At 66.4% G+C, this 23,208-nt stretch carries 20 protein-coding genes; 4 read left to right on the top strand and 16 right to left on the bottom strand.

The window, feature by feature from the left end; genetic code table 11:
• Positions 1–51: 51 nt before the first annotated feature.
• From rlmN to NR798_RS22180, 12 genes are all read right to left on the bottom strand, one after another.
• Positions 52–1,212, bottom strand: a complete 1,161-nt coding sequence (gene rlmN, locus NR798_RS22235; RefSeq protein WP_375773806.1) for a 23S rRNA (adenine(2503)-C(2))-methyltransferase RlmN — start codon at positions 1,210–1,212, stop codon at positions 52–54.
• A gap of 174 nt (positions 1,213–1,386) precedes the next feature.
• The gene (gene ndk / locus NR798_RS22230; RefSeq protein WP_047857487.1) at positions 1,387–1,830 is read right to left on the bottom strand and encodes a nucleoside-diphosphate kinase; all 444 of its coding nucleotides are present in this window, start codon (positions 1,828–1,830) and stop codon (positions 1,387–1,389) included.
• A 35-nt stretch (positions 1,831–1,865) separates the two neighbouring features.
• Positions 1,866–2,768, bottom strand: a complete 903-nt coding sequence (gene sucD / locus NR798_RS22225) for a succinate--CoA ligase subunit alpha (protein ID WP_375773489.1) — start codon at positions 2,766–2,768, stop codon at positions 1,866–1,868.
• 24 nt (positions 2,769–2,792) lie between these two features.
• On the bottom strand, positions 2,793–3,953 hold the full coding sequence (gene sucC / locus NR798_RS22220) for an ADP-forming succinate--CoA ligase subunit beta (protein WP_375773488.1): 1,161 nt from the start codon (positions 3,951–3,953) through the stop codon (positions 2,793–2,795).
• A gap of 224 nt (positions 3,954–4,177) precedes the next feature.
• Positions 4,178–5,008 carry a succinate dehydrogenase iron-sulfur subunit gene (sdhB, locus tag NR798_RS22215; RefSeq protein WP_375773487.1) on the bottom strand — a complete coding sequence of 277 codons (831 nt, stop codon included), beginning with the start codon at positions 5,006–5,008 and terminating at the stop codon, positions 4,178–4,180.
• 21 nt (positions 5,009–5,029) lie between these two features.
• A complete protein-coding gene (gene sdhA / locus NR798_RS22210) occupies positions 5,030–6,910 on the bottom strand; it encodes a succinate dehydrogenase flavoprotein subunit (protein ID WP_375773486.1) in 1,881 nt (626 codons plus the stop codon).
• 292 nt (positions 6,911–7,202) lie between these two features.
• Entirely contained in the window at positions 7,203–8,144 is a 942-nt protein-coding gene (gene mdh, locus NR798_RS22205; protein WP_375773485.1) for a malate dehydrogenase, read from the bottom strand.
• A gap of 22 nt (positions 8,145–8,166) precedes the next feature.
• On the bottom strand, positions 8,167–9,462 hold the full coding sequence (icd, locus tag NR798_RS22200; protein WP_375773484.1) for an NADP-dependent isocitrate dehydrogenase: 1,296 nt from the start codon (positions 9,460–9,462) through the stop codon (positions 8,167–8,169).
• Between the two features lie 207 nt (positions 9,463–9,669).
• Positions 9,670–10,323 (bottom strand): class I SAM-dependent methyltransferase, encoded by a 654-nt coding sequence (locus NR798_RS22195; RefSeq protein ID WP_375773483.1) that lies wholly within the window; start codon positions 10,321–10,323, stop codon positions 9,670–9,672.
• Positions 10,324–10,380: 57 nt separating this feature from the next.
• Entirely contained in the window at positions 10,381–11,547 is a 1,167-nt protein-coding gene (locus NR798_RS22190; RefSeq protein WP_375773482.1) for an ISAs1 family transposase, read from the bottom strand.
• Positions 11,548–11,667: 120 nt separating this feature from the next.
• Positions 11,668–12,750 carry a glycoside hydrolase family 43 protein gene (locus NR798_RS22185; protein WP_375773481.1) on the bottom strand — a complete coding sequence of 361 codons (1,083 nt, stop codon included), beginning with the start codon at positions 12,748–12,750 and terminating at the stop codon, positions 11,668–11,670.
• Between the two features lie 105 nt (positions 12,751–12,855).
• A complete protein-coding gene (locus NR798_RS22180; RefSeq protein WP_375773480.1) occupies positions 12,856–13,485 on the bottom strand; it encodes an OmpA family protein in 630 nt (209 codons plus the stop codon).
• Positions 13,486–13,643: 158 nt separating this feature from the next.
• Here NR798_RS22180 and NR798_RS22175 point away from each other — a divergent pair, with 158 nt between their 5' ends.
• Positions 13,644–14,663: a DUF4105 domain-containing protein gene (locus NR798_RS22175; RefSeq protein ID WP_375773479.1), complete on the top strand. Its 1,020-nt coding sequence runs from the start codon at positions 13,644–13,646 to the stop codon at positions 14,661–14,663.
• 1 nt (position 14,664) lies between these two features.
• On the opposite strand, the gene NR798_RS22170 is transcribed toward NR798_RS22175, so the two are convergent.
• Positions 14,665–15,414, bottom strand: a complete 750-nt coding sequence (locus NR798_RS22170) for a polysaccharide deacetylase family protein (protein WP_375773478.1) — start codon at positions 15,412–15,414, stop codon at positions 14,665–14,667.
• Between the two features lie 327 nt (positions 15,415–15,741).
• Here NR798_RS22170 and NR798_RS22165 point away from each other — a divergent pair, with 327 nt between their 5' ends.
• Positions 15,742–17,118 (top strand): IS4 family transposase, encoded by a 1,377-nt coding sequence (locus tag NR798_RS22165; RefSeq protein WP_375765120.1) that lies wholly within the window; start codon positions 15,742–15,744, stop codon positions 17,116–17,118.
• A gap of 227 nt (positions 17,119–17,345) precedes the next feature.
• Here the strand turns inward: NR798_RS22165 and NR798_RS22160 are convergent, their stop codons facing one another.
• Positions 17,346–18,611 carry a DUF6602 domain-containing protein gene (locus NR798_RS22160; RefSeq protein ID WP_375773477.1) on the bottom strand — a complete coding sequence of 422 codons (1,266 nt, stop codon included), beginning with the start codon at positions 18,609–18,611 and terminating at the stop codon, positions 17,346–17,348.
• A 291-nt stretch (positions 18,612–18,902) separates the two neighbouring features.
• On the opposite strand from NR798_RS22160, the gene NR798_RS22155 reads away from it, so the two are divergent.
• Positions 18,903–20,612: a serine/threonine-protein kinase gene (locus NR798_RS22155; protein ID WP_375773476.1), complete on the top strand. Its 1,710-nt coding sequence runs from the start codon at positions 18,903–18,905 to the stop codon at positions 20,610–20,612.
• A gap of 19 nt (positions 20,613–20,631) precedes the next feature.
• On the opposite strand, the gene NR798_RS22150 is transcribed toward NR798_RS22155, so the two are convergent.
• Positions 20,632–21,705: a type IV pilus twitching motility protein PilT gene (locus NR798_RS22150; protein ID WP_375773805.1), complete on the bottom strand. Its 1,074-nt coding sequence runs from the start codon at positions 21,703–21,705 to the stop codon at positions 20,632–20,634.
• 203 nt (positions 21,706–21,908) lie between these two features.
• On the opposite strand from NR798_RS22150, the gene NR798_RS22145 reads away from it, so the two are divergent.
• Positions 21,909–22,268 carry an STAS/SEC14 domain-containing protein gene (locus NR798_RS22145; protein ID WP_375773475.1) on the top strand — a complete coding sequence of 120 codons (360 nt, stop codon included), beginning with the start codon at positions 21,909–21,911 and terminating at the stop codon, positions 22,266–22,268.
• 68 nt (positions 22,269–22,336) lie between these two features.
• On the opposite strand, the gene NR798_RS22140 is transcribed toward NR798_RS22145, so the two are convergent.
• A complete protein-coding gene (locus NR798_RS22140) occupies positions 22,337–23,137 on the bottom strand; it encodes a TIGR04222 domain-containing membrane protein (protein ID WP_375773474.1) in 801 nt (266 codons plus the stop codon).
• Positions 23,138–23,208: the final 71 nt, after the last annotated feature.

Raw genomic sequence — 23,208 nt, 5'->3', positions numbered from 1 at the left:
AAGGTGATCAGCTTGGAGGGGGGCGCTCTTAGCGCCGCCACAAGCGGATTGTCAAGGAAGCTCGGGGTTTTGCGTCGATTCCGAGGCGTTTTCGCCGCCCCGGTTGGCCAACTGGCCACACGCGCCGGCGATGTCGCGGCCCCGGTTCTGCCGGATGAAGGCGGCCACGTGCCCGTTGGTGAGCAGCTCCCGGAAGCGCTCGGCCCGCTCGTCCATGGTCGTCTTGAAGCCCAGCCCCGGGTTCTCGTTATAGGGGATGAGGTTGACCTTGGCGGGGATGTCCTTGAGCAGCTCGATGAGCCGGTAGGCGTCCTCGTCGCTGTCGTTGAAGTCCCGCAGGAGGACGTACTCGAAGGTGATGCGGCGGCCCTGGCGCAGGGGGAACTTGCGGCAGGCATCGAGCAGCGCCGCGATGTTCCACTTGCGGTTGACGGGCATCGTCTTGGAGCGCTGCTCGTCCGTGCTCGCGTTGAGCGAGATGGCCAGCTTCACGTCCGTCTCCTGGCCAAAGCGCTCGATCATCGGCACCAGGCCCACCGTGGAGACGGTGATGTGGCGGTGGCTGAAGTTGGGCCCGTCCACCGACTGGAGGATGGAGAGCGCCGTCTTCAGGTTCTCGAAGTTGTGCAGAGGCTCGCCCATGCCCATGAAGACCAGGTTGGAGAGCGGGCGGTAGGTCTCCAGCTTCTCCAGCTTGCGCACCTCGCGGTTGACCGCGTGCACCTGGGCGAGGATCTCCCCCACGGTGAGGTTGCGCTTGAGGCCCAGGGTGCCCGTCATGCAGAAGGTGCACGCCATGGCGCAGCCCACCTGGGTGGACACGCACAGCGTCTTGCGGTCCTCGGAGGGCATGTAGACGGACTCGATGTAGCGGCCGTCGCGGGTCTTCCAGCGGTACTTGATGGTGCCATCCACCGAGCGCTGCTCGGCGTCCTTCACCAGGGGGACGATCTCCGCGCGCACCTTGAGCTTCTCGCGCAGGGACTTGGAGAGGTCCGTCATCTCGTCGAAGGAGGTGGCGCCGCGCTGGTGCATCCACCGGTACAGCTGGCCGGCCCGGAACGCGCGCTCGCCCAGCTCCTCGGTGAGGAAGCGGGTGAGCCCCTCCAGCGTGAGGCTGGAGACCTCCGTGAGCTTCGCGGGCGCGGAGGCCTGCTCGGGCACGGGAGTGGCCGTGAGGTCGGCGTTGGGAGGGGTGGACTCGGGCTGCATCATCATGGTTCCAACGGGGGGAGTGTGGGGGTGACTTCCCACAAGATAGGACTCGGAGTCAAAGGAGGGCCCGTCCCCTCCCCTACCCTGCGGGGCATGTGGAAAAGACAGCGGCCCGGCCACCGCGGAGGAGCGCGGGGGCCGGGCCGTGTCCCGGGCTCGAGGCCCTCCCAGCTACTTCTTGCTGGTGTACTCGTAGGGGGCGATCTCGGTCTCGCGGAAGAAGTACGCGATCTCGTTCTTCGCGTTCTCCAGGCTGTCCGAGCCGTGCACCGTGTTCTGGTCGATGCTGGTGGCGAAGTCGCGGCGGATGGTGCCCGGGGCGGCGTTGGCCGGGTTGGTGGCGCCCATGATGTCGCGGTTGGCCAGGACGGCGTTCTCACCCTCCAGCACCATCAGCACCACGGGGCCGGAGATCATGAAGTTGACCAGGTCCTTGAAGAAGGGGCGCGCCTTGTGGACGGCGTAGAACCCCTCGGCCTGGGCCTGGGACAGGTGCTGCAGGCGGATGGCAACGGGCTTCAGGCCCTTCTCCTCGAAGCGGGAGATGACCTTGCCAATGACGCCCTTCTGGAGCCCGTCGGGCTTGATGATGGACAGCGTACGCTCGATGGCCATGGTGATGGTCCTCGTCTGACGTGTGGGAGGTGGAACTAGCGGTTCTTCTTGGGAGCGCCGCGCTTGACGGCCTCCTGCAGCGTGGTGCCGAGCTCGGCGGGGCTGGCGGCCATGACGAAGCCAGCGGCCTCCATGGCCTTCATCTTCTCCGCGGCCGTGCCCTTGCCGCCGGAGATGATGGCGCCGGCGTGGCCCATGCGCTTGCCCGGGGGCGCCGACTGGCCGGCGATGAAGCCGGCGATGGGCTTGGTGAACTCGCGCGCCACGTACTCGGCGCCGCGCTCCTCGGCGTCGCCGCCGATCTCGCCGATCATGATGACGGCGTCCGTCTCGGGGTCGGCGTTGAAGAGCTTCAGCACGTCCACGAAGTCCGTGCCGTTGACCGGATCACCCCCGATGCCCACCGCGGTGGACTGGCCCAGGCCCAGCTGGGTGAGCTGGTACACGGCCTCGTAGGTGAGCGTGCCCGAACGCGACACCACGCCGATGCGGCCCGGCTTGTGGATGTGGCCCGGCATGATGCCGATCTTGCACTTGGCGCCCGGGGTGATGACGCCGGGGCAGTTGGGGCCGATCAGGCGAACGCCCGGCTTACCCTGCAGGTAGCGCTTGGCCTTCACCATGTCGTTGACGGGGATGCCCTCGGTGATGGTGATGATGAGGGAGATGCCCGCGTCGGCGGCCTCCATGATGGAGTCGGCGGCGAAGGGGGGCGGAACGAAGATGACCGAGGTGTTGGCGCCGGTCTGCTTCACCGCGTCGGCCACCGAGTTGAAGACGGGGACCTTGCCCTCGAAGTCGGTACCGCCCTTGCCCGGCGTGACGCCGGCGACCAGCTTCGTTCCGTACTCCAGCATCTGCTTGGAGTGGAACGAGCCCGCCGAGCCGGTGATGCCCTGGCAGAGGACCTTCGTGTTCTCGTTGACGAGGATGCTCATGGCTTGAACCTTTCTCTGCCTGGACTACTTCAGCGCCGCGACGGCCTTCTCGGCGGCCTGGCGGAGGTTGTCGGCGGGGGTGATGGCGAGGCCGGAGTTGCGCAGCAGCGCCTTGCCCTGCTCCACGTTGGTGCCCTCGAGCCGCACCACGAGCGGAACCTTGAGCTGCACTTCCTTCGCCGCGGCGATGATGCCCTCGGCGATGACATCGCACTTCATGATGCCGCCGAAGATGTTGACGAGCACCGCCTTCACGGCGGGGTCGGCGAGGATCAGCTTGAAGGCCGCCGTCACCTTCTCCTTGCTGGCGCCGCCACCCACGTCGAGGAAGTTGGCCGGCGCACCGCCCACCAGCTTGATGGTGTCCATGGTGGCCATGGCCAGACCGGCGCCGTTCACCATGCAGCCGATGTTGCCCTCGAGCGCGATGTAGGCCAGGTCCCACTCCTTGGCCTGGGTCTCGCGCGGCTCCTCCTCGGCGACGTCGCGGTACTCGAGCAGATCCTTGTGCCGGTACATCGCGTTCTCGTCGAAGTCCACCTTCGCGTCGAGCGCCACCACGCCGCCATCCTTGAGGATGACCAGCGGGTTGATCTCCACCAGCGAGGCGTCCGTCTCCATGAACATGCGGTAGAGCGCGGCGCAGAACTGGACGAACTTGTTCACCGTGGGGCCGGACAGGCCCAGGCCAAAGGCCAGCTTGCGGCCCTGGAAGTCCTGGAAGCCCACGGCGGGATCCACCGCCTCGCGGAGGATCTTCTCGGGGCTGTGCGCGGCCACTTCCTCGATCTCCACGCCGCCCTCACGGGAGGCCATGAAGGTGATGCGCGAGGTGGCGCGATCCAGCGTCACGCCGAGGTACAGCTCCTGACCGATGGCCAGGCCCTCCTCGATGTAGACCTTGTGGACCGTCTGGCCCTCGGGCCCGGTCTGGATCGTCTTGAGCTTCATGCCCAGCATCTGCTGGGCGAGCTCCCGGGCCTCGGCGGGGCTCTTGGCGAGCTTCACGCCGCCACCCTTGCCGCGGCCACCCGCGTGGATCTGGGCCTTCACGACCACGATGGGCGTGCCCAGCTCCTTGGCGGCCGCCTCGGCCTCCTTGGGCGAGAGCGCGAGAATGCCGCGCGGCGTGGGAACGCCGTACTTCCGGAAGATTTCCTTGCCCTGGTACTCGTGGATCTTCATCGAGGCTCCGGGTAACGCGAGTGATGCGAGAGACTGGCACCCGGAAGCGAGCCCCCGGGGCGGAACGGCGCGGCTGCCTCTCTCGCGCAGAATGGCCCGCTTGGCAAGGCCCTACTGTCAAGGGCCAATCAGACGGACCGGAAAGAGCCGAGGCCCCGGACCGGCGAGGAACAGCCGGACGCGGGGCCTCGTGAAACGGGGGTGTGACGGGACGCGGCCCTGCCCTACCCCGGACCGCCGGCGGACGTCTTCTCGCCGCTCAGGTCGAAGAAGATGTCCTTGATGACCTGCTTGGTCACCTCGCGGTTCATCACCGCGATGGAGGTGGTCAGCGGGATCTCCTTCGGGCACACCTTCACGCAGTTCTGCGCCTTGCCGCAGTCCTGGATGCCGCCCGGCCCCATGAGTCCGCGGACACGCTCCTCGGAGTTCATCTTGCCGGTGGGGTTCATGTTGAAGAGCCGGGCCTGGCTGATGGCGGCGGCGCCCATGAAGTCGTTGTCCAGCGTCACCTGCGGGCACGCCTCGAGGCAGCTGCCGCAGGTGATGCACGTGGACAGCTTGTACATCACAGTGTGGTCCGCCTGGGACTGGCGCGGGCCGGGGCCGAGGTTGTGCGTGCCGTCGACGTTGATCCACGCCTTGACGCGCTTGAGCGCCTCGAACATGCGGTCACGCTTGACCGCCAGGTCGCGCGCGACCGGGAACTTCTTCATCGGCTCCAGGGTGATGATGGGCTCCCCGTCCCCGACGATGCGGTCGATCAGCGCCGAGCAGGCCATGCGGACCCGCCCGTTGATGTTCATGGCGCAGCTGCCGCACACCTCCTCGAGGCAGGCGGCGTCATAGATGGCCGGAGACACCCGGCGCCCGTCGGTGGTGACCGGGTTGCGCTGGATCTCCATCAGACAGGAGATGACGTTGGCGCCCTTGCCGTACGGGACGCGGAACTCGTCGAAGTGACCCGGAGCGTCCGGGCCGTCCTGCCGCCAGATGCGGAAGGTGACGTGCTTCGTGGTGGTGCTGACAGGCGCCTGCGCGGTCGCGTTGTCCATGGCGTTCCCTCCGTCCCTTCCTTAGGCGTACCAGCGCGGCTCGGGATCGAGCACGGGCGTGGGGATGTCCTGATAGGTGATCTGCGGACCCTCGGCCGAGTAGGCGGCCATGGTCGTCTTGGCCCACTTCTCGTGGCGCTTCTTCCACAGCGCCATCCACTCGGGATCCTTCGTCGGATCCTTCACCTTGGGCTCGGGCAGCGAGAACTCCGGCTTGTAGTGGGCGCCGCGGCTCTCGTCGCGCAGCAGCGCGCTCTTGGCGATCACCTCGGCCAGCTCGAACATGTTCCAGAGCTGGTTGATGTAGGAGATGCTCCGGTTGCCCACGTTGCCGGTGTCCAGCGCGTTGCAGCTCTTCCAGCGCTCCTTGAAGTCGCGGATCTTCTCCAGCGCCTTCTTGAGCCGGTCGTTGTAGCGGACGACGGTGCAGTTCTCCGTCATCAGGTCGCCCAGCTCCTTGTTGAGCCCGTACGCGTTCTCCTTGCCGTCCATCTTCTTGATGGTGGCGAAGCGATCCGCCCAGTACTTCTGCGCGTCGGCGAAGTACTTCTGGTGGTCCGCGTCGTCGGCGCTCTTGGACTGGCTCTTGGAGAAGGCCACCATGGCCGGGCCGCCGATCATGCCGCTGTAGATGCAGGAGAGCAGCGAGTTGGCGCCCAGGCGGTTCGCGCCGTGGTAGGCGTAGTCCGCCTCGCCCGCGGCGTACAGGCCCGGGATGTTGGTGGACTGGTTGACGGGGCTGCCGACCAGCGGCGTCTGCGTCTGAGGATCCGCCTCGAAGCGCACGTACAGGCCGCCCATCGAGTAGTGCATGCCCGGGAAGATCTTCATGGGCACGTGGCGCGGGTCATCGCCCACGAACTTCTCGTAGATCTCCATCACGCCGCCCAGCTTGGCGGTGAGCACGTGGGCCGGGATGTGCGTGACGTCCAGGTACACGGCGTCGCCGCCGTCCAGGCCCAGGCCCAGCTCGCGGCACACCGTGAAGATCTCGCGGGTGGCCACGTCGCGCGGCACCAGGTTCTTGTACTTGGGGTACTTCTCCTCGAGGAAGTAGAAGCGCTCGCTCTCGGGGATCGCCTTGGGGTCGCGCGTGTCGCCCTTCTTCCGGGGCACCCAGACGCGGCCACCCTCGCCACGCACCGACTCGCTCATCAGGCGCAGCTTGTCCTCACCCGGAATGGAGGTGGGGTGCACCTGGATGAACTCGCCGTTGGAGTAGATGGCGCCCTCCATGTAGGCGCGGCCGGCGGCGGTACCGGTGTTGATGATGGAGTTGGTGGAGCGCCCGAAGACGATGCCCGGGCCACCCGTGGCGAGGCACACGGCCTCGGCCGGGAAGGTGCGGATCTCGTTGGTGCGCAGATCCATGGCCACGCTGCCGATGACGCGGCCCGTGCCGTCCTTCACCGTGCCCAGCCACTCCCAGTACTCGTACTTGGTGACGCGCCCCTCGGCCTCCCAGCGGCGCACCTGCTCGTCCAGCGCGTAGAGCAGCTGCTGGCCGGTGGTGGCGCCCGCGAAGGCCGTGCGGTGGTGCAGCGTGCCGCCGAAGCGCCGGAAGTCCAGCAGACCCTCGGACGTGCGGTTGAACGTCACGCCCATGCGGTCGAGCAGGTAGATGATGCCCGGGGCCGCATGGCACATGCCCTTGACGGAGACCTGCTCGGCCAGGAAGTCGCCGCCGCGCAGCGTGTCCTTCACGTGGATATCCGGGGAGTCACCCTCCCCCTTCGTGTTCACCGCGCCGTTGATGCCGCCCTGGGCGCAGACCGAGTGGGAACGCTTCACCGGCACGAGGGACAGGATGTCGACCTGGTGACCGGCCTCGGCGAGCTTGATGGTGGTCATCAGCCCGGCGAGTCCGCCGCCCACCACCGTGAACCGCGCTGCTGCTGCCATGCTGCGTCTCCTTGGTGACCGGAGGACCAGACGCCTCTGGGGGGCAGGGCCTGCGCCGCCACTCCGCGAGTGCGGCGCTCGGACCTCCGGTGCGAATGCTACCGGCTAGTTAACTGGTGAATTCAGCGAGCCGCAAAGATTACCGGAGCGGAGGGATAAGCCCACTCCATCTCCGGCATCAGCCCCGCTGGCTCCCTCTCCCGCTGGGAGAGGACGGGGGGTGAGGGCCGTCACGCGGGACATGGGGAAGACCCTCCCCCTGACCCTCTCCCAGCGGGAGAGGGGATGTGCACTAGAGCTTCACTTCGCCGACGGTCTTCTTCACCGACTCGAAGGACTTGTTGAGCTCGGCCTTCTCGGACTCGTTGAGCTGCACCTCGATGATCTTCTCCACACCGCCCGCGCCGATCTGCGTGGGGACGCCGAAGAAGTAGCCGTTCATGCCGTACTGCCCCTCGAGCAGGGCGGCGGCCGGCAGCACGCGCTTGCGGTCGAGCAGGTAGCTCTCCGCCATGGCGATGGAGCTGGAGGCGGGAGCGAAGTAGGCGCTGCCCGTCTTGTAGAGGTTCACCAGCTCGGCGCCGCCCTTGCGGGTGCGGTCGATGATGGCGTCCAGCTTGTCCTTGGCGATCAGCTGGGTGAGGGGCACGCCGCCCACCGTGCTGTGACGCACGAGCGGAACCATGTCGTCACCGTGGCCGCCGAGCACCAGGGCCTCGACGTCGCGGATGGAGCAGCCGAGCGCCTCGGCCACGAAGCACTTGAAGCGGCTGGTGTCGAGCACGCCCGCCATGCCGACGACCATGTTCTTGGGAAGTCCGGCGATCTTGTGGAGCGCGAACACCATCGCGTCCAGCGGGTTGGCCACGTTGATGACGAAGGCGTTGGGGCAGTGCTGCTTGATGTTGGCCGCCACGTCCCGCATGATCTTCAGGTTGACGTCGAGCAGGTCCTCGCGGCTCATGCCCGGCTTGCGGGGCACGCCGGCCGTGATGATGACGACGTCCGAGCCGGCCACGTCCTTCCAGTCGGTGGTGCCGGTGACGCGGCAGTCGTAACCGTCCACGGCGGACAGCTGGTTGATGTCCAGCGCCTTGCCCTTGACCAGGCCCTCGGCCACGGGGATGTCGTAGAGGACGACGTCGCCGAGCTGCTTCTGCACCGCGAGCAGGGCCAGGTTGCCACCGATCTGACCGCCGCCGATGAGACCAATCTTCTTCTTGGTGTGAGCCATGTGGTTTGTCTCCTCGTGACGACTACATGTTCTTGATGATGGCCTGACCGAACTCGGAGCACTTCACCTCGGTCACGTTGCCCTGGCTCTCCTGACGCATCAGGCGGGCGAAGTCATAGGTGACCGTCTTGTTCGCGATGGCCTTGTCCATGCCCTGGATGATCAGGTCCGCGGCCTCGTGCCAGCCCATGTGGCGCAGCATCATCTCGCCGGAGAGGATGACCGAGCCCGGGTTCACCTTGTCCTGGTCCGCGTACTTGGGCGCGGTGCCGTGGGTGGCCTCGAAGACGGCGTGGCCGGTGACGTAGTTGATGTTGCCGCCCGGCGCGATGCCGATGCCGCCCACCTGCGCGGCCAGCGCGTCGGAGAGGTAGTCACCGTTGAGGTTGAGCGTGGCGATCACGTCGAACTCGTCCGGACGCGTCAGCACCTGCTGCAAGGTGATGTCCGCGATGGAGTCCTTGATGATGATCTTCCCGGCGGAGACCGCGGCCTTCTGCTCGGCGTTGGCGGCGTCCTCGCTCTTGGCGGCCTTGGTGGCCTCCCACTGATCCCAGGTGTAGACCTTGTCGCCGAACTCGCGCACCGCCAGGTCGTAGCCCCACTTGCGGAAGGCGCCCTCGGTGAACTTCATGATGTTGCCCTTGTGGACGATCGTCACGCTCTTGCGCTTGTGCGCGATGGCGTACTCGATCGCGGCGCGCACCAGGCGCTCCGTGCCTTCCTTCGACACGGGCTTGATGCCGATGCCCACGTTCTCCGGGAAGCGGATCTTCCCGGCGTCCTTCGGGAACTCCTTCTTGAGGAACTCGAGGAACTTCGCGGCCTGGGCGCTGCCCGCCTCGAACTCGATACCGGCGTAGATGTCCTCGGTGTTCTCCCGGAAGATGGTCATGTCGACCTTCTCGGGGGTCTTCACCGGGCTGGGCACGCCCTTGAAGTAGCGCACGGGGCGCAGGCACACGTACAGGTCCAGCATCTGGCGCAGCGCGACGTTCAGCGAGCGGATGCCACCGCCCACCGGCGTGGTCAGCGGGCCCTTGATGCCCACCAGGTACTCGCGGAACGCGGTGACCGTCTCGTCGGGCAGCCAGTTGTTGACCGTCTTGAACGCCTTCTCGCCGGCCAGCACCTCGAACCAGGAGATCTTCTTCTTACCCTTGTAGGCCTTCTCCACCGCCGCGTCGAAGACGGCCTGCGAGGCGCGCCAGATGTCGCGGCCGGTGCCGTCACCCTCGATGAAGGGGACGATGGGGTGATCCGGCACGAACAGCTTGCCGTTCTTCAGGGTGATCTTCTCGCCGCTCGGAGGGGCCATGAACGAAGCTCCTGACACTTGGGAAGGGTGTGACCTTGTGGGCGGCGGATGCTTTGCAACACTGGCCCCTCGCGTCAAGGACGTTCAGCCGCCCTCCGAGCGGCCTGACTTATCGGATCCAATCCCCAACAGCGCTCCGCCTGGAGTAACGGGGCGCGCCAGCCCTCCTCCCGCCCTACCCCGCAGGACGGATCGGGACACGTCCGTTCAGCCCCGCTCCACGTCCCACCAGCCGAAGTGCATCGTCCGCTGTTCCATCAGCTGCACCCAGCCGGGCGCGTGCCCGTAGGTGCGTGGCAGGAGCCTCGCGGACTCGAGGGCCCTCGCCGTCTCCGCGAAGGACCAGAAGTACAGCGTCACCTCCTGGTCCGCCGTGTGGATCCGGCGCCAGGCCTCCTCGTGCCCCTCCAGCCCCGGGCGGCGCTCGAGCACCGTGAAGAGCAGGCGCCCTCCGGGCTTCAGCGCCTCGGACACGTGGCCCAGCGTCCGCGCCAGGTCATCGCAGAAGTCGAGGCACCCCACCGCCAGCGCCACATCGAAACGGCCCAGCTCCCCGGGTACGGGGTCGCGATAGCTGTGCACCCGGTACTCGCCCGACGGCCGGCCCTGTCTCGCCCGCGCGATCATCTCGGGCGAGAGATCCAGGCCCACGACCTCCACGGTCGGGTCGAGCTCGCGCGTCAGTTGCCCCGGGCCGCATCCCACATCGAGCACCCGGCGGCCTGGCGACACCGCCTCCCCGAGGAACCGCTCCACCCTCCCCTCGTACCGGTGCAGGGACGGGAAGAACGCCTCGTAGGCTTCGGCGATCTCCCCGTATACCCGCCGGACTCCCTGCTCTTGTTCGTCGGTGGTTGGCATCTCGCGCGAGCGTAGACCCTCACCCCAGCCCTCTCCCTCTGGGCAGGGCGAACGCATCTAAAGGTCAGTAAATACGGCCATCAAGACGCGTAGCAGATAATCGTTGTCCCAGCCGGCCAGCTTGCGTCGACTGGGCACGCCCGGTTTTTCCGTCGACTCGCGCCGCAGAGCGGTCAGGGCCATGCGGCTGAGCAGCGCGAAGTTCTGAGCGCCGCTGTGGTCGCGAATGCGGCGCGAGTCCTCGCCCAGGCACACGTCCAGGCTCCAGTGCAGGCCATTCTCCACGCCCCAATGGGTGCGGATGATTCGGGCGAGCTTGCGCGCCTTGGGTGGCAGGCTGGTGAGGTAGTAGTGCCACTGCACCTGCGTCTTGCCGCCCTGGGTGCGCTCACGCCGCATCATGACGGCCGTCTTGAGCTTGGGCCATGTGGAGGCCGACTTGGGACAAGCCTCGAGCTTGAGGGCAACAGCCCAGGCACTGCGCACCTCGTGCCGGCCATGCCCCTCTTCTTCGCTGCGAGAGTGGGAGTCCACCCGGGCACGCGCCTGGCCCTCACGCACTGGGGCGAACAAGTCCTGCACATACGCGTGCAGCGGCCCGCGGTTGCCCTTGAGACACAGCACGTAGTCCGCCTGGGCCTGCACCACGGCCTGGGCTACCTGGGCCGTGCACCCGTTGGCGTCCACCGTTACCACCGCCCCCTTCAAGTCCAGCAGCGCCAGCAGCTCGGGTATGGCCTTCACCTCCCCGGGCGCCCCCTGCACCGCCGCTTGTGCCAGCAGCAACCTCTGCTGCGTGGCCCACACGTGCACCAGGTGCAGCGGTGAGCCCGCCAGCGCCTTGCCCAAGGCGCCTCGCACGCTCTTGCCGTCCACCGCCACTACCTCCTCGCGCAGTGTCTGGGCCATCTCCTGCACCCAGCTGCGGAAGCACACCTCGAAGGCCTGGGGCCTGAGTGCGCAAAACACCCGGCGAAATGTGTCCGCGCTGGGCACTCCGTGAGGAATTTCCAGGAAGGTGGCGAACCATCTGGCTCTCGTCCTGGCGAACAGCGCCAGCTGCTTCCACCCGTCTGCCCCGGCTATCACTCCACACAGCGCCATCACCAGCACGTTGAGCAGTGCATGCCGTCTGGTGCGTGCCACACGCGGGTCCCTCAGCGTGCCGAAGTGCTTGAGAATCAGCTCAACGACCTGCCCGCCCTCTCCCTCGCCCTGCCCCATTGCCGCCCCCATATGGGAGCCACCCTATGGAGCCTGTCTGACCTGGCAGGTGGGCCACCTGCCAAGTCACTGATTTCCTTGCCCTTTAGATGCTTTTCCCCTGCCCAGAGGGAGAGGGAGCTACTCGTAGAACTTCAGGCTCCAGCCCGTGTTGCTCGCCGTGCCCCGCGTATAGGTGATGTTCCCCCACCACTGGAACGTCCCCGAGTACCAGTAGCGGCCCGACCAGAACGGACTCGGATACTCGTTCTTGGGCACGCCGTGGAACGCCAGCGGGAACTGCGGGCCCGCGGGCGGGCTCGTGTTCGGATCTCCGTTGAGCAACACGAACGAGTGATGGCCCACGCCCTTCGCGTACAGCGTGGCGTTCCATCCGCTCATCATGATGCCGCCGTTGGAACCGAACAGGCAGCCGTTGGACTTGTACCAGTCCCACACATAGGTCGGATCCCCTCCCGCCCGGAGCCGCAGATCCGCGAGGCAGTAGTTCGTGTCCCAGCTTCCGTTCGCCGAGTACACGATGTGCAGCTGTCCGCTCGGATCGATGATCGGCTCGGGGCCCTCGTTGACGCGCGTGGGCGGGTTGACGTCGACCTTCTCCCACCACTCGCGCGGCTGCGAGATGACGTACCGCGCTCCCGAGACCGTGGTCGGGCTCGTCATGCGCGCGATGAACAGCGTCTGCTCCCCGTTGGTGTCCCCCACCCAGCCCGACCAGACGAAGTAGCGCTGCCCGTTGTAGATGAACGCCGTGCCGTCGATGGCCCACTTGTTGTCCGGCAGGCTCATCAGCCCCGCCGCCGAGTAGCCCGTATTGGGCGACGTGGACTTGATGTAATACATCCGGTGGGCGCTGCCGGCCCCCGCCGTGAAATAGATGTAATAGGTCGTGCCGTCCTTGATGATCTCCGGCGCCCACACCTCGGCCCAGCCGCTGGGATTGCCCCAGACCTGCTGGCGCACCGCGCTCGCCAGGCCATTCACGGAGGAGGCCATCCGCACGTAGATGCGCCCGGCGTCCACCTCCGCGGAGATATAGGTGCTGTCCACCCGGATGACGCTCGGATCGGCGTTCTTGATCGAGAGCTGGATGTCCTGCGTGCTCGAGCCGATGACCTCGTCGGCCCGCACTTCCTCCTGCGGACCACAGGCCTGCAGGGATGCGAACAGCGCCAATCCAAGCAGCCGGTTCAGGACTCTCATCTCGCTCTCCTCGGGGGCCGGTGGCAGGTGCCCCCTAGAACCGCTCTCCTATCTTAAAAAGGAAGATAAGGAAAACGAGATTGGCTTGGATGAGCGCCAGTGGACTCAGACGGGCGGCGCCTGCGGCACAGCGATGTGGATCTCGACGCGGCGGTTGGTGGAGCGGCCCGCATCGGTGTCGTTCGAGGCCACCGGCGTCGACTCGCCCATGCCCAGCACCAGCATCTGCCGCGGCGTTACGCCCCGTGAGGTCAACACGCGCGCGACGGCCTCGGCGCGGCGCAGCGAGAGCGCCTCGTTGTGGGGCACCGTGCCCCGGCTGTCCGTGTGGCCCTCGATGCGGAGGTGATCCTCCGGGTACTTCGCGATGATGTCGCCAATGCGCGTCAGCTGGGCGATGGCGCTCTCGGTGAGCACGGCGCTGTCCGTGTCGAAGAGCAGATCGTTCCGCAGGTTCAGCAGGATGCCGTGCTCCGTTCGACGGGTCTCCGCGACCTGCTCCAACTCTCGCGCCTGCTTGTCGAGATAGTTGCCCACGGCTCCGCCCGCCACCGCTCCCACCCCGGCCCCGATGGCCGCGCCCTCCCAACTCCTTCCCGCCACCGCCCCCGCTCCCGCTCCCACGATGGCTCCCGCCGCCGCGCCCGTGGCGGTCCTCTTGCCGGGAGTCACACAAGCCGTCCCGCCCAGGATCAGCGCGGGGACCAGCACCCAAGCCTTCTTCCATGCGTTCACGTGAAGCCTCCTCGTGTGTGTCACCCTTTCGAGCGGACCTCGATGCGAGGCATTCACACGCCGCATGAGCCAGGCTGGCCGTCCGCTCGCTGTCCTGGCGGGAAGGCTTCCACCGATGCTGCGGACCCGAGGGCCATGACCGATACTCCCGGCCGTTCATGCGCCTTCTCTCCCTCGCCGGTCCGCTCGTCCTCCTCGCCCTTGGCATGGCGTGGCTCGTCCCCGCCGTCCTCCTCACCGGTGGGGGTCCCCAGGGCATCCCCTGGTGGCGGTATGCCGTGGCCCTGGTGCTCGTCCTGGCCGTGGGCCTCGCCTGGAGCCTGGGCTCCCGTGGACTCGCGCTGGGGACGCTCGCCGTGCTCTGCGCCAGCGTGTTCGCCTGGACGCGCACCGTGCAGCCCTCGATCACCCGCGACTGGGCCCCGGATCTCGTCCGCGCCTCCCGCGCCGAGATGCAGGGCTCCCGCGTCACCCTCCACGACATCCGCGACTTCCGCTACCGCAGCACCACCGACTGGGACGCCGCCTGGTACTCCGCCACCTACGACACCCGCGAGCTCGTCCGCGCCTGGTTCATCGTCGAGCCCTTCTCCGGCTTCGAGGGCGCCGCTCACACCATGGTCAGCTTCGAGTTCTCCGGAGATCGCTTCCTCTCCTTCTCCGTGGAGATCCGCCGCGAGCGTGGTGAGACGTATTCAGTCCTCGGAGGCCTGTTCCGCCAGTACGAGATCATCTACGTCGCCGGCGACGAGCGCGACCTCATCCAGCTGCGCAGCAACCACCGCCGCGATGACGTCTACCTCTACCCCGTCCGCGCCTCCCAGGAGCGCACCGCCGCCTTCTTCCTCGACATGGTGCAGCGCATGAACGACCTCCACGCGCGGCCCGAGTTCTACAACTCGTTCACCAGCAACTGCACCACCAACCTCGTGCGGCACCTCGAGAAGGTCAGCGAGACCAACGTCCCCTACGATCACCGCACCCTCCTGCCCGCCTACTCCGATGCGCTCGCCCTCTCGCTGGGGTTGATCGACTCCGACGTGGGCCTCGCCGAGACGCGCGAGCGCCATCGCATCAACACGCTCGCCCTCGCCGCCCAGGACCGTGACGACTTCTCGCTCCGCATCCGGGGGCGGGCTCCGGCCGTGACTCCCGCCGCCGCGGCCTCGGAGCCCTGAGTCAGTTCGCCGGGGGCACCGTGGAAGCCGGAGCGACACCTCCGAGCGCCAGCAGTTCCGACACCGTCACGATGCGGTAGCCCTGCTCCTTCAGATTCCCCAGGACGAGGTCCACCGCCTTCACCGTCCCGGGTTTCTCCTGCCCCCCATCGTGGAACAGGATGATCGAGCCCGGCCGCACCGACTCCATCACCCGCGACGTCAGCAGCCCCACGTCCTGCGTCTCGTCGTCCCTCGACACCGCGTCGAAGGTGATGTGCTTCCGTCCGCTCCGCGAGAGCAGCCACGGCAGCACCACCAGCTTCTTGCCGTACGGCGCCCGGAAGAGAATCTCCCCCTGCACCCCCAGCCCGCGCAGCAGCGCGTCCGTCTTGTCGAGCTCCTCCTGGACGTAGGCCGGCGACTTGAGCACCAGCCGGTGGTGCGAATACGAGTGGTTGCCTACCTGGTGCCCCTCGGCGAGCACCCGCGCCGCCAGCTCCGGGTGGCGCTCGATGTTCCGCCCCACCATGAAGAAGCTGGCCTTCACCTCGTGCCGCTTCAGGATGCCGAGGATCTCCTCCGTCTGGCCCGCTCTCGGCCCGTCATCGAACGTCAGCGCCACCACCTTCTCGGACGTCTCCACCCGGGGGTAGAACTCGCCAAAGAGCTGGAACGTCCAAGATTTCGAGAGCTGCCACAGGCCCACCAGCAGCCCCAGCACCACGAGCGGCGTCCCCACGGCCCATCGAATCCATCGCTTCCGGTTCATGCCCGCGCACTGTGCACGAGCCGGGCCCGGCTTCCCTACCCGCCTGACGGCCGAGATGCGGCTCTCCGGGTACACCGCCGCGGGCGAGGAAACACAGGGTGCTCCATTCCCCCCCCGCCTAACCACCATCAGGGGACGGCCTGCCCTACGCCGGGCTCCTCAAGTTGAAGCGCTGATCGGGTGAGCCTGAGACCCACCACTTTCAAGGTCGGGAGAATGATACTACCCGGCAAGGGAAGCGAGCGAGGGAGCAGGCTGTAATCAGGGGGTGCAGCACGGAACTACCGCCGAGGTCATCTTTCAGGGACTACTCCGGAGGAAAGGACCATGGCCCTGGATGCTGTATTCGAGCGCTTTACGAAGCAAAGCCCGTTGACGGTCATGGCGCGCCTGCTGATGCAGCAGGCGCTGAGTCGGCAGTGGCTGGAAGAGCTGTTCGAGCAGTACCGCGACAAGCAGTACACGCGCGAGCTGCTCTTCTCCACGGTGGTGGATCTCATGGCCCTGGTGGCCCTGGGCCTCAAGCCGTCGCTGCATGCGGCGGCTCAGGCCCGCACCGACCTGGGAGTGTCGCTGGCGGCCTTGTACGACAAGGTGAATCGCACCGAGCCGGAGATAGGACGTGCGCTGGTGCGCGAGGGCGCCAAGAAACTGGTGCCGGTAGTCAAGTTCATGAAGGCGCAGCAGACGCCGTGGGCCGCGGGCTACCGGGTGCGCGTGCTGGATGGCAACCACCTGGCGGCGAGCGAAAAGCGACTGAAGCCATTGCGAGGCTTCCGGGGTGCGGCACTGCCAGGGCAGTCGCTGGTGGTGTATGCGCCGGAATTGGACCTGGTGGTGGACATGGTGCCCGCCGAGGATGCCCACGCACAGGAGCGCGCCCTGATGGGGCCCGTCCTCGAGCAGGTGCGCAAGGGAGAGTTGTGGTTGGCCGACAGGAACTTCTCCACCACGGGCATTCTCTTCGCCATTCACGACAAGCAGGCCGCCTTCATCATCCGAGAGCATGGAGTCTCTCCCAATCCGACAGTGGTGGGGCCGCCACGTGAGGTGGGGCGTGTGGAGACGGGGCTCGTTTTCGAGCAGGCCGTCCGGATTGAGGACGAGACAGGACGACAGTTGGCACTGCGGCGTGTGGAGTTGCATTTGGATGAGCCGACTGAGGACGGAGAAACAGTCATCCGCCTGTTGACGAATGTGCCCGAGGAGCGCATGGGAGCCCTGGACGTGGCGAGGCTCTACCGACGCCGCTGGAGCATCGAAGGCATGTTCGGTCGCCTCGAAGCAGTGTTTCAAAGCGAGGTGGCCGGACTGGGCAACCCGCGTGCGGCGCTGCTGGCGTTCAGCGTGGCGTGCATGAGCTACAACATCCTGGCGGTGCTGCAGTCAGCGGTGGAGACTGAGCATCGATTGGAGGCAGCGAACTTCCAGGTGTCCTCCTATTACATAGCGGATGAAGTGAGAACCACCTACAGCGGCATGATGATTGCCGTGCCAGAAGCGGAGTGGGAAGAGTTCGAAACACAGTCAGCGACTGAACTGAGCCGCACGCTGTTGAGGATGGCGGCGAACGTCAATCCGGCCAGACTGCGCAAGCATCCACGCAAGCACAAGAAGAAAACCAAGAAAGGGTATGTGTCCGGAGAGGTGGCCCGACGGCATGTGGCGACTGCGCGTATCCTCCGGGGAGAGGAATCCACGTGACACGAGAGAAACAACGCAGTCCTACGGCAGCTTTGGCGAGAGCAGGTGACCCTGTAAACCAGAGATCTCTGCCCGGTCAGCCTTGTAACAAGGATTGGCTGGCGGGCCAGGTACCCTGGTGCGCCGTTCCCCGCCTCCGGGTGAGGCGTTTGCTCCGCCCCAGACACCTCCTGCAAGCCTCCGGGGCGGCCCCGCTCCTACACCTTGAAAGTGGTGAGCCTGAGACCTCATCCGCATTTGGGGCAGCCTGAGATTATCCCTTCCTTTTGAGAGTAGTAAGCTGGCACGCAGATCGTCATATCTGCAGCCTGAATCATGTCGAACGCAAGCGAATGCACTGGATTTCCGCGGAACAATATTTTCTGGGTGAGAATGTCTTGGAGCGGAAAAGCCTCGGGATTGTAGATTCGGACATCACCGGGTTGCCTCTTATAGGCTTCGACATCATCGGGCCGACCGTAGGCGATATCGATCGCACGGACATAGTTGATAGGTTCGGCGGTTCGGCACCAATTGATAAGTTTCTCAAGCTGATCCGGCGCGATAGTTCGCTGAAAATCACCGTGCCGCGGGCAGGTAGCGAATTCCGCCAAATACCCAAAGGCAAACTGATAGGAATGAGAATCGGCGATCAGCGGCAGGCGAAAATAGGAGTCAATTTCGGCTTCTACGACTCGCGTTTCTCGCAAGAGTTGCAACAACACGCTTTGAAATTTGAAAAGGAAGCTACCATCACGATCAGGGAATCCGTAGATTTGGATGTTTTTAATCCGATCGATTTCCGAATTGCCGAACCGCCCTCCCTCAGTATCTCCATGAAGGAGAATCCCTTTACTGAGGATGAAGACGCCGTTCGCCCAGAGGCGATTGGGGTTCTCTTTTGCAAATGCTTCAATCTCTTGATTGAGTTCAAGCCATCCGAGGTCGCTGTCATAGGCGAACAGGAGACCGAAGCCCCGATCGGCCTTCCTGTCGTTTATACCTCGAACGCCCCACGGCGCATGTGGCTGCCTATCCAAACGCTTGAACGAGGCCAAGTTGGCGAGTCCGTCTTTGATCTCGCGCTTGTTCAAACGGGACTTGACTTGAATGACGCCGTAGACACTCTCGACCGGAAACACTTCATAGACGTCTTCACGCCTCATAAGGGAAACTGAGTCGAAAGGGTCGTAGAGCAGAATGTCAATTTCTTTGCTAAGGTGACCCGTAGTTGAAGCCACCCTCGCACTGTTTTCGGACACCGCGTAGCGTCTCGGTAAATAGCCGCTCTTCTGCAGGAACTTCCTTAAGATCTCCTCACGTGAAGCGCCGACGTCGCGTGGATGCTTGATGTCCTTCGACTTCTCGTAATCGGCGAGCATTTCCGCTTGGTAATAGCCAAACTCCCGTTCCAGACCATGGAACTCCCGGTCTTTTGATCGCAGTGCGATGGCGCGCTTCGCCTCCTCCATAAGGAGTTGGCGCATCCGCTGCTCTCGCTGCTCGTCGTCCATTAACGTACCCAACCCTTTCCGCCGATACGGCGAGACGGTGCGGCCCGGCCGCTCAGTGTAGTCCCCTTCAGGTAGAGCCAGGGAACGTGGCGGGCCTCTTTAACGAACCACGCGTGCGCGAACATCTTCACTCCGTCTCGGCACAATCCCCGTCGGCTTGGCCACCTCTGCCCGCATGTCCGCTCGCCGTGTGGCCCTCCGAGCCACTCCATGCCCTTCCCATCCACGAGCGCACGGGCCTACTTCGCAGGTCTGGTCGTCCCTGCCAAGGTGGTGAATAATCCGGGAATCATGCAACAGGCAGTATTCCCGAATACCCCCAGCTCGATGGGCTCACGGCTCCTCGCCGACTACCTCCGCGAGGATGCCGCCACACGCGAGGCCGATGTCGCCCGGTTCATCTGCATGGCCGCGGTGTGCTTCGTCGCCGCCACGCTCCTGCTGGGACCGGCCATCGGTTGGCCTCGCGCCCTCGCCGTGGCCGGCATGACGGCGGCCTACGGGGGTTATTACGGGTGGCTCTCCCGGGTGCTCCAGCGCGGCTGGTTCCATCCCGCCATCTGCTGGCTCAACGTCTCCCTGGAGATCTCCGTCGGCGTCTTCGAGTTCCTGCTCGATCTGCACTTCGAGAACGCCGAGCAGGCCCTCACCAACCCCACCTCGCTGCTGTGGGGCGCGTTCATCATCCTCGCGTCCATGCGCTCCAACCGGAAGCTGGCCATCTTCGCCGGAGCCCTCGCCGCCACCGCGTCGCTGTTGCTCTACTGGTTGCTGGCCTGGCCCCGGCTGCAGGCCCCCGTGCCGCTGATGCTCTCGCCGCCGCTCATCACCCTGCGCGCCCTCTACCTCTTCCTCACCGGCTGCGTCGCCGCGCTCGTGGCCAGCCACCTGCTGCGCAAGGCCGAGGAGGCGCTGCGCGCCGTGCGCGCCAGGGATCTGCTCGGCAAGTACTTCCTCCACGAGCGGCTGGGCGTGGGCGGCATGGCCGAGGTCTTCCGCGCCACCTACAGCCCCGAGGGCGGCTTCGAGAAGCGCGTCGCCCTCAAGCGCATCCTCCCGAGCCATGCCGGAGATCCCCACTTCGTCACCCTCTTCCGGCGCGAGGCCGAGCTGGGCTCGCTGCTGCACCACCCCAACATCGTCCAGGTGCTCGACGTGGGCCGCTTCGGCGACACCTACTTCATGGCCATGGAGTTCATCGAGGGCGTGTCCTTGCGCGAGCTGCTCAGGGCCCGGGGGCCACTCCCCCTCGCCGCGGTGACGTACCTGGGCGCCGAGCTCGCCGCGGGGCTCGACTACGTCCACCACCGCACCGCGAGCGACGGCACGCCGCTCAACCTCGTGCACCGGGACATCAACCCCCCCAACATCCTCCTGTCGCGCATCGGCGAGGTGAAGCTGGGGGACTTCGGCATCGCCCGGGCCGCCCACCACGCCTCGCTCACCCTGGCGGGCCGGGTCGTCGGCAAGCCCGGCTACATGGCCCCGGAGCAGGCCCGCGCCGAGCCGTTCGATGCCCGCGCCGATCTCTTCGCGCTCGGCCTCACCCTCTACGAGGCCCTCACCGGCCGCCACGTCATCCCGTGCGAGGCGCGCCAGGACTCCCGCTGGGGTTTCACCCCGAGGTCCTTCCCCCCGCCCTCCGTCTTCCGCCCGGAGGTCCCTCCGCTGCTGGATGCCATCGTCATGGAGCTGCTCCAGTGGGAGCCGAAAGAGCGGACCCCGGGAGCGCTGCGGCTGCGCGAGCAGCTGTGCGCGCTGACCGACGAGGCCGCGCCCCATCCGCGAGGGCAGGCCCTGCTGGCCCGCGCCGTCCAGGAGGTGCTCGCCAGCCGGCAGGCGGAGCCCGCCGTGGCTCAGGCGGAGTGCGAGTCCGAGAGGCGTGGAACCCGGCTGCGGCCCGCGGGTCCGGCGCTGCCCTCGAGGAGCCTCGCCCAGACGCGGCTGGACTTCCGGCCGTCCCGCCCCGTCCCGGCCGTGGCCGATCGGACGCGCAGCTGAGGCTCCGGGCCTCCCGCGCTCACTCGAACTCGAGCGCGCGCTGGAAGTCCGCCGGGTTGGTGGCCGCGCTCTGCGCCGTCTCCAGGGTGATCTCCCCCTGCTTGTAGAGCTGGCTCAGGTGCTGATCGAAGGACTGCATGCCGAACATGTCCCGGCCCTTCTCGATCACGTCCTTGAGCTCGTTGGCCCGGTCCTCGCGGATGTACTGCTCCACCGACTTGGTCTGGACCATGATCTCCAGCGCCACGGTGCGTCCCTTGCCGTCTGCCTTCGGCAGCAGCCGCTGCGAGATGGTCGCCTTGAGGCTGTCGGCCAGGCGCATGCGCACCATCGCCTGCTCCTCGGCGGGAAACACCGAGATGAGGCGGTTGATGGTCCTCGAGGCGTCCGTCGTGTGCACCGTCGACAGCACCAGGTGGCCCGTCTCCGACGCCTTGAGCGCGATGTCGATCGTCTCCGTGTCGCGCATCTCGCCCACCAGAATCACGTCCGGGTCCTGACGCAGCGCGGCGCGCAGGGCGATGGCGAAGTTCTCCGTGTCCGGGCCGATCTCCCGCTGGGAGATGGAGGACTTGTGGTTCTTGTAGATGAACTCGACCGGGTCCTCGATGGTGAGGATGTGCAGGTTCTCGGTGCGGTTGATCTGATCGATCATCGCCGCGAGCGTCGAGCTCTTGCCCGAGCCCGTGGCACCCGTCACCAGCACCAGGCCGCGATCGTTGCCGGCGATCGTCTTGAGTACCTGCGGCAGCCCCAGCCCATCGATGGTGGGGATCTCGTCCGGGATGATGCGCAGGATGCACGCCAGCGTGCCCCGCTGCCGGTAGATGTTCACCCGGAAGCGCGCCACCCCCGGCAGCCCGTACGAGGTGTCGTACTCCTGCAGGCTGTCCACCTGGGTCTTCGTCAGCGGATCGCTGATGATGTGGAGGGCGACCTGTTTGGTGTGGTCCGGATGGAGCTTCTCCATCTTCAGCGGCCGCAGCACACCGTTGACCCGGTAGATGGGAGGATCGCCCGGCCGGAAGTGGATGTCCGAGGCGCCATTCTGCACGCCGACCGTGAGCAGCTTGTTGAGCGTTGCCAGATCCAGGGGAGTGACCTCTCTCGTCGGCCGGGGATTCTAGGCGAAAGCACCCCGGGCCAGCCAAGAACATGACGCGGTTTCACCGTGCCGTCACACCCGCCGCATCTGGTACACGGTAGGGAATCCGGGTAGTAGAATCTTCCGTTCCCGGGCTCCGTTCAGGCGAGGTTCCCCTGTTCCAGGTCAAGGTCGCTCAGTCGAAGACGCACGTGGAAGTCACCCTGGAAGGCACCATCCGCGAAGATGAGATGCTGCAGTTCGTCGAGCAGTCCGTGAACGCGGTGAAGTCGCTCGCGGAGCAGGGACGGGGCGTGAAGGTGCTGGCCGACCTGCGCCAGCTCCGGACCACCTCGCCCGAGGCGGCCGAGCTCCTGCGCCAGGGTCAGGCGGCGGCCATCCAGGCCGGCATGAGGCGCATCGCCGAGATCGTCGGCAGCGAGCTCACCGCGCTCCAGCTCAACCGCATCGCGCGCGGCAGCGGCATGGACCGCATCCTCCGCCGCTTCCAGTCCGAGGAAGAGGCCCGCGCCTGGCTCTTCGAGCCCAACGACGCGCTCGACGCCGCGTGACCCGGGCCGCTGCACGAGGAGCGGCACGTACAGCAGGAGGAAGCGCGGACCGCTCGAGTCCAGGGGAGTCAGCTCACGTCCCCAGGCTGTGTGTATTCCCTGGCCAGGTAGCCCTGCAGCTCCTTGTCCTGGGGGAGCGCGGGGGCCCCGAGGAAGAGCACGGTCAAGACGAGGTTCCCGGGGCGCGGGGAGCTTGGGGCACCCTGCGGACCCACCGGGACAGCCAGGGCCACGTGCTGCTCGCGAAGAGCTTGGAGGACCGCGTCTCCCCTCCGGCTGCGCCGGTAATGGCTGTTCACCCAGTGCGCCACATAGAAGACGACGGTCAGCCCCGGGAACAGCAGGAGGAAGCCCAATGGCCTGCCCCGCGACAGCTCCCTCCCCATCTTCACGAGTCCCAGGCCCGCCACCGCTAACAGGGGGAGGTGGCCCAGGGTGTCCAATCGCTGGAGCGGCTTGGAGGCCATCAGCAGGCCGCGCTGGCGCAATGCGCCCTCCATCCGCGCGAGCTCCGGCTCCGCGGCCCGCAGCAGCCCTTTGCGGTCCGTCACCCCTTGGAGCACCGCGGCGTGAAAAGCCTTCTCGAGGGGGTGGGCGCTGGAGGCCAGGGGCCCGGCGCCGTGAAGAAGCCCGTCCTGAATGCGCAGCGCGCCAGCTTGAACGAGCTGGACCACGGCCGCGACCAGCGTTTCCTTTCGGCCGATGAGCAGGGCGACCTGGTAGGGCTCGAGGTCCAGGTGCTCGGGCGCCGGCGGGCCTCCTGGACGGCGCAGCCATTCGTACAGCGGGACCGAGGCGAGCATCACCGCCGAGAGCAGCAGGACGTAGAAGCCGAGGAAGTCATCGCCGCTCCAAGCCAGGGGATTCATTCGGGGGCTCCTGCCAGTCCCACCACGCGCTGACGCCAAGCCTACACGGAGACGGCCCTCGGAACCGCCGG

It is taken from the genome of Archangium gephyra (assembly GCF_042230915.1).
GTDB lineage: Bacteria > Myxococcota > Myxococcia > Myxococcales > Myxococcaceae > Archangium > Archangium gephyra_B.
The sequence above is the reverse complement of the archived record's forward strand: the minus strand, read 5'-3'. Positions and strand labels throughout refer to the sequence as shown.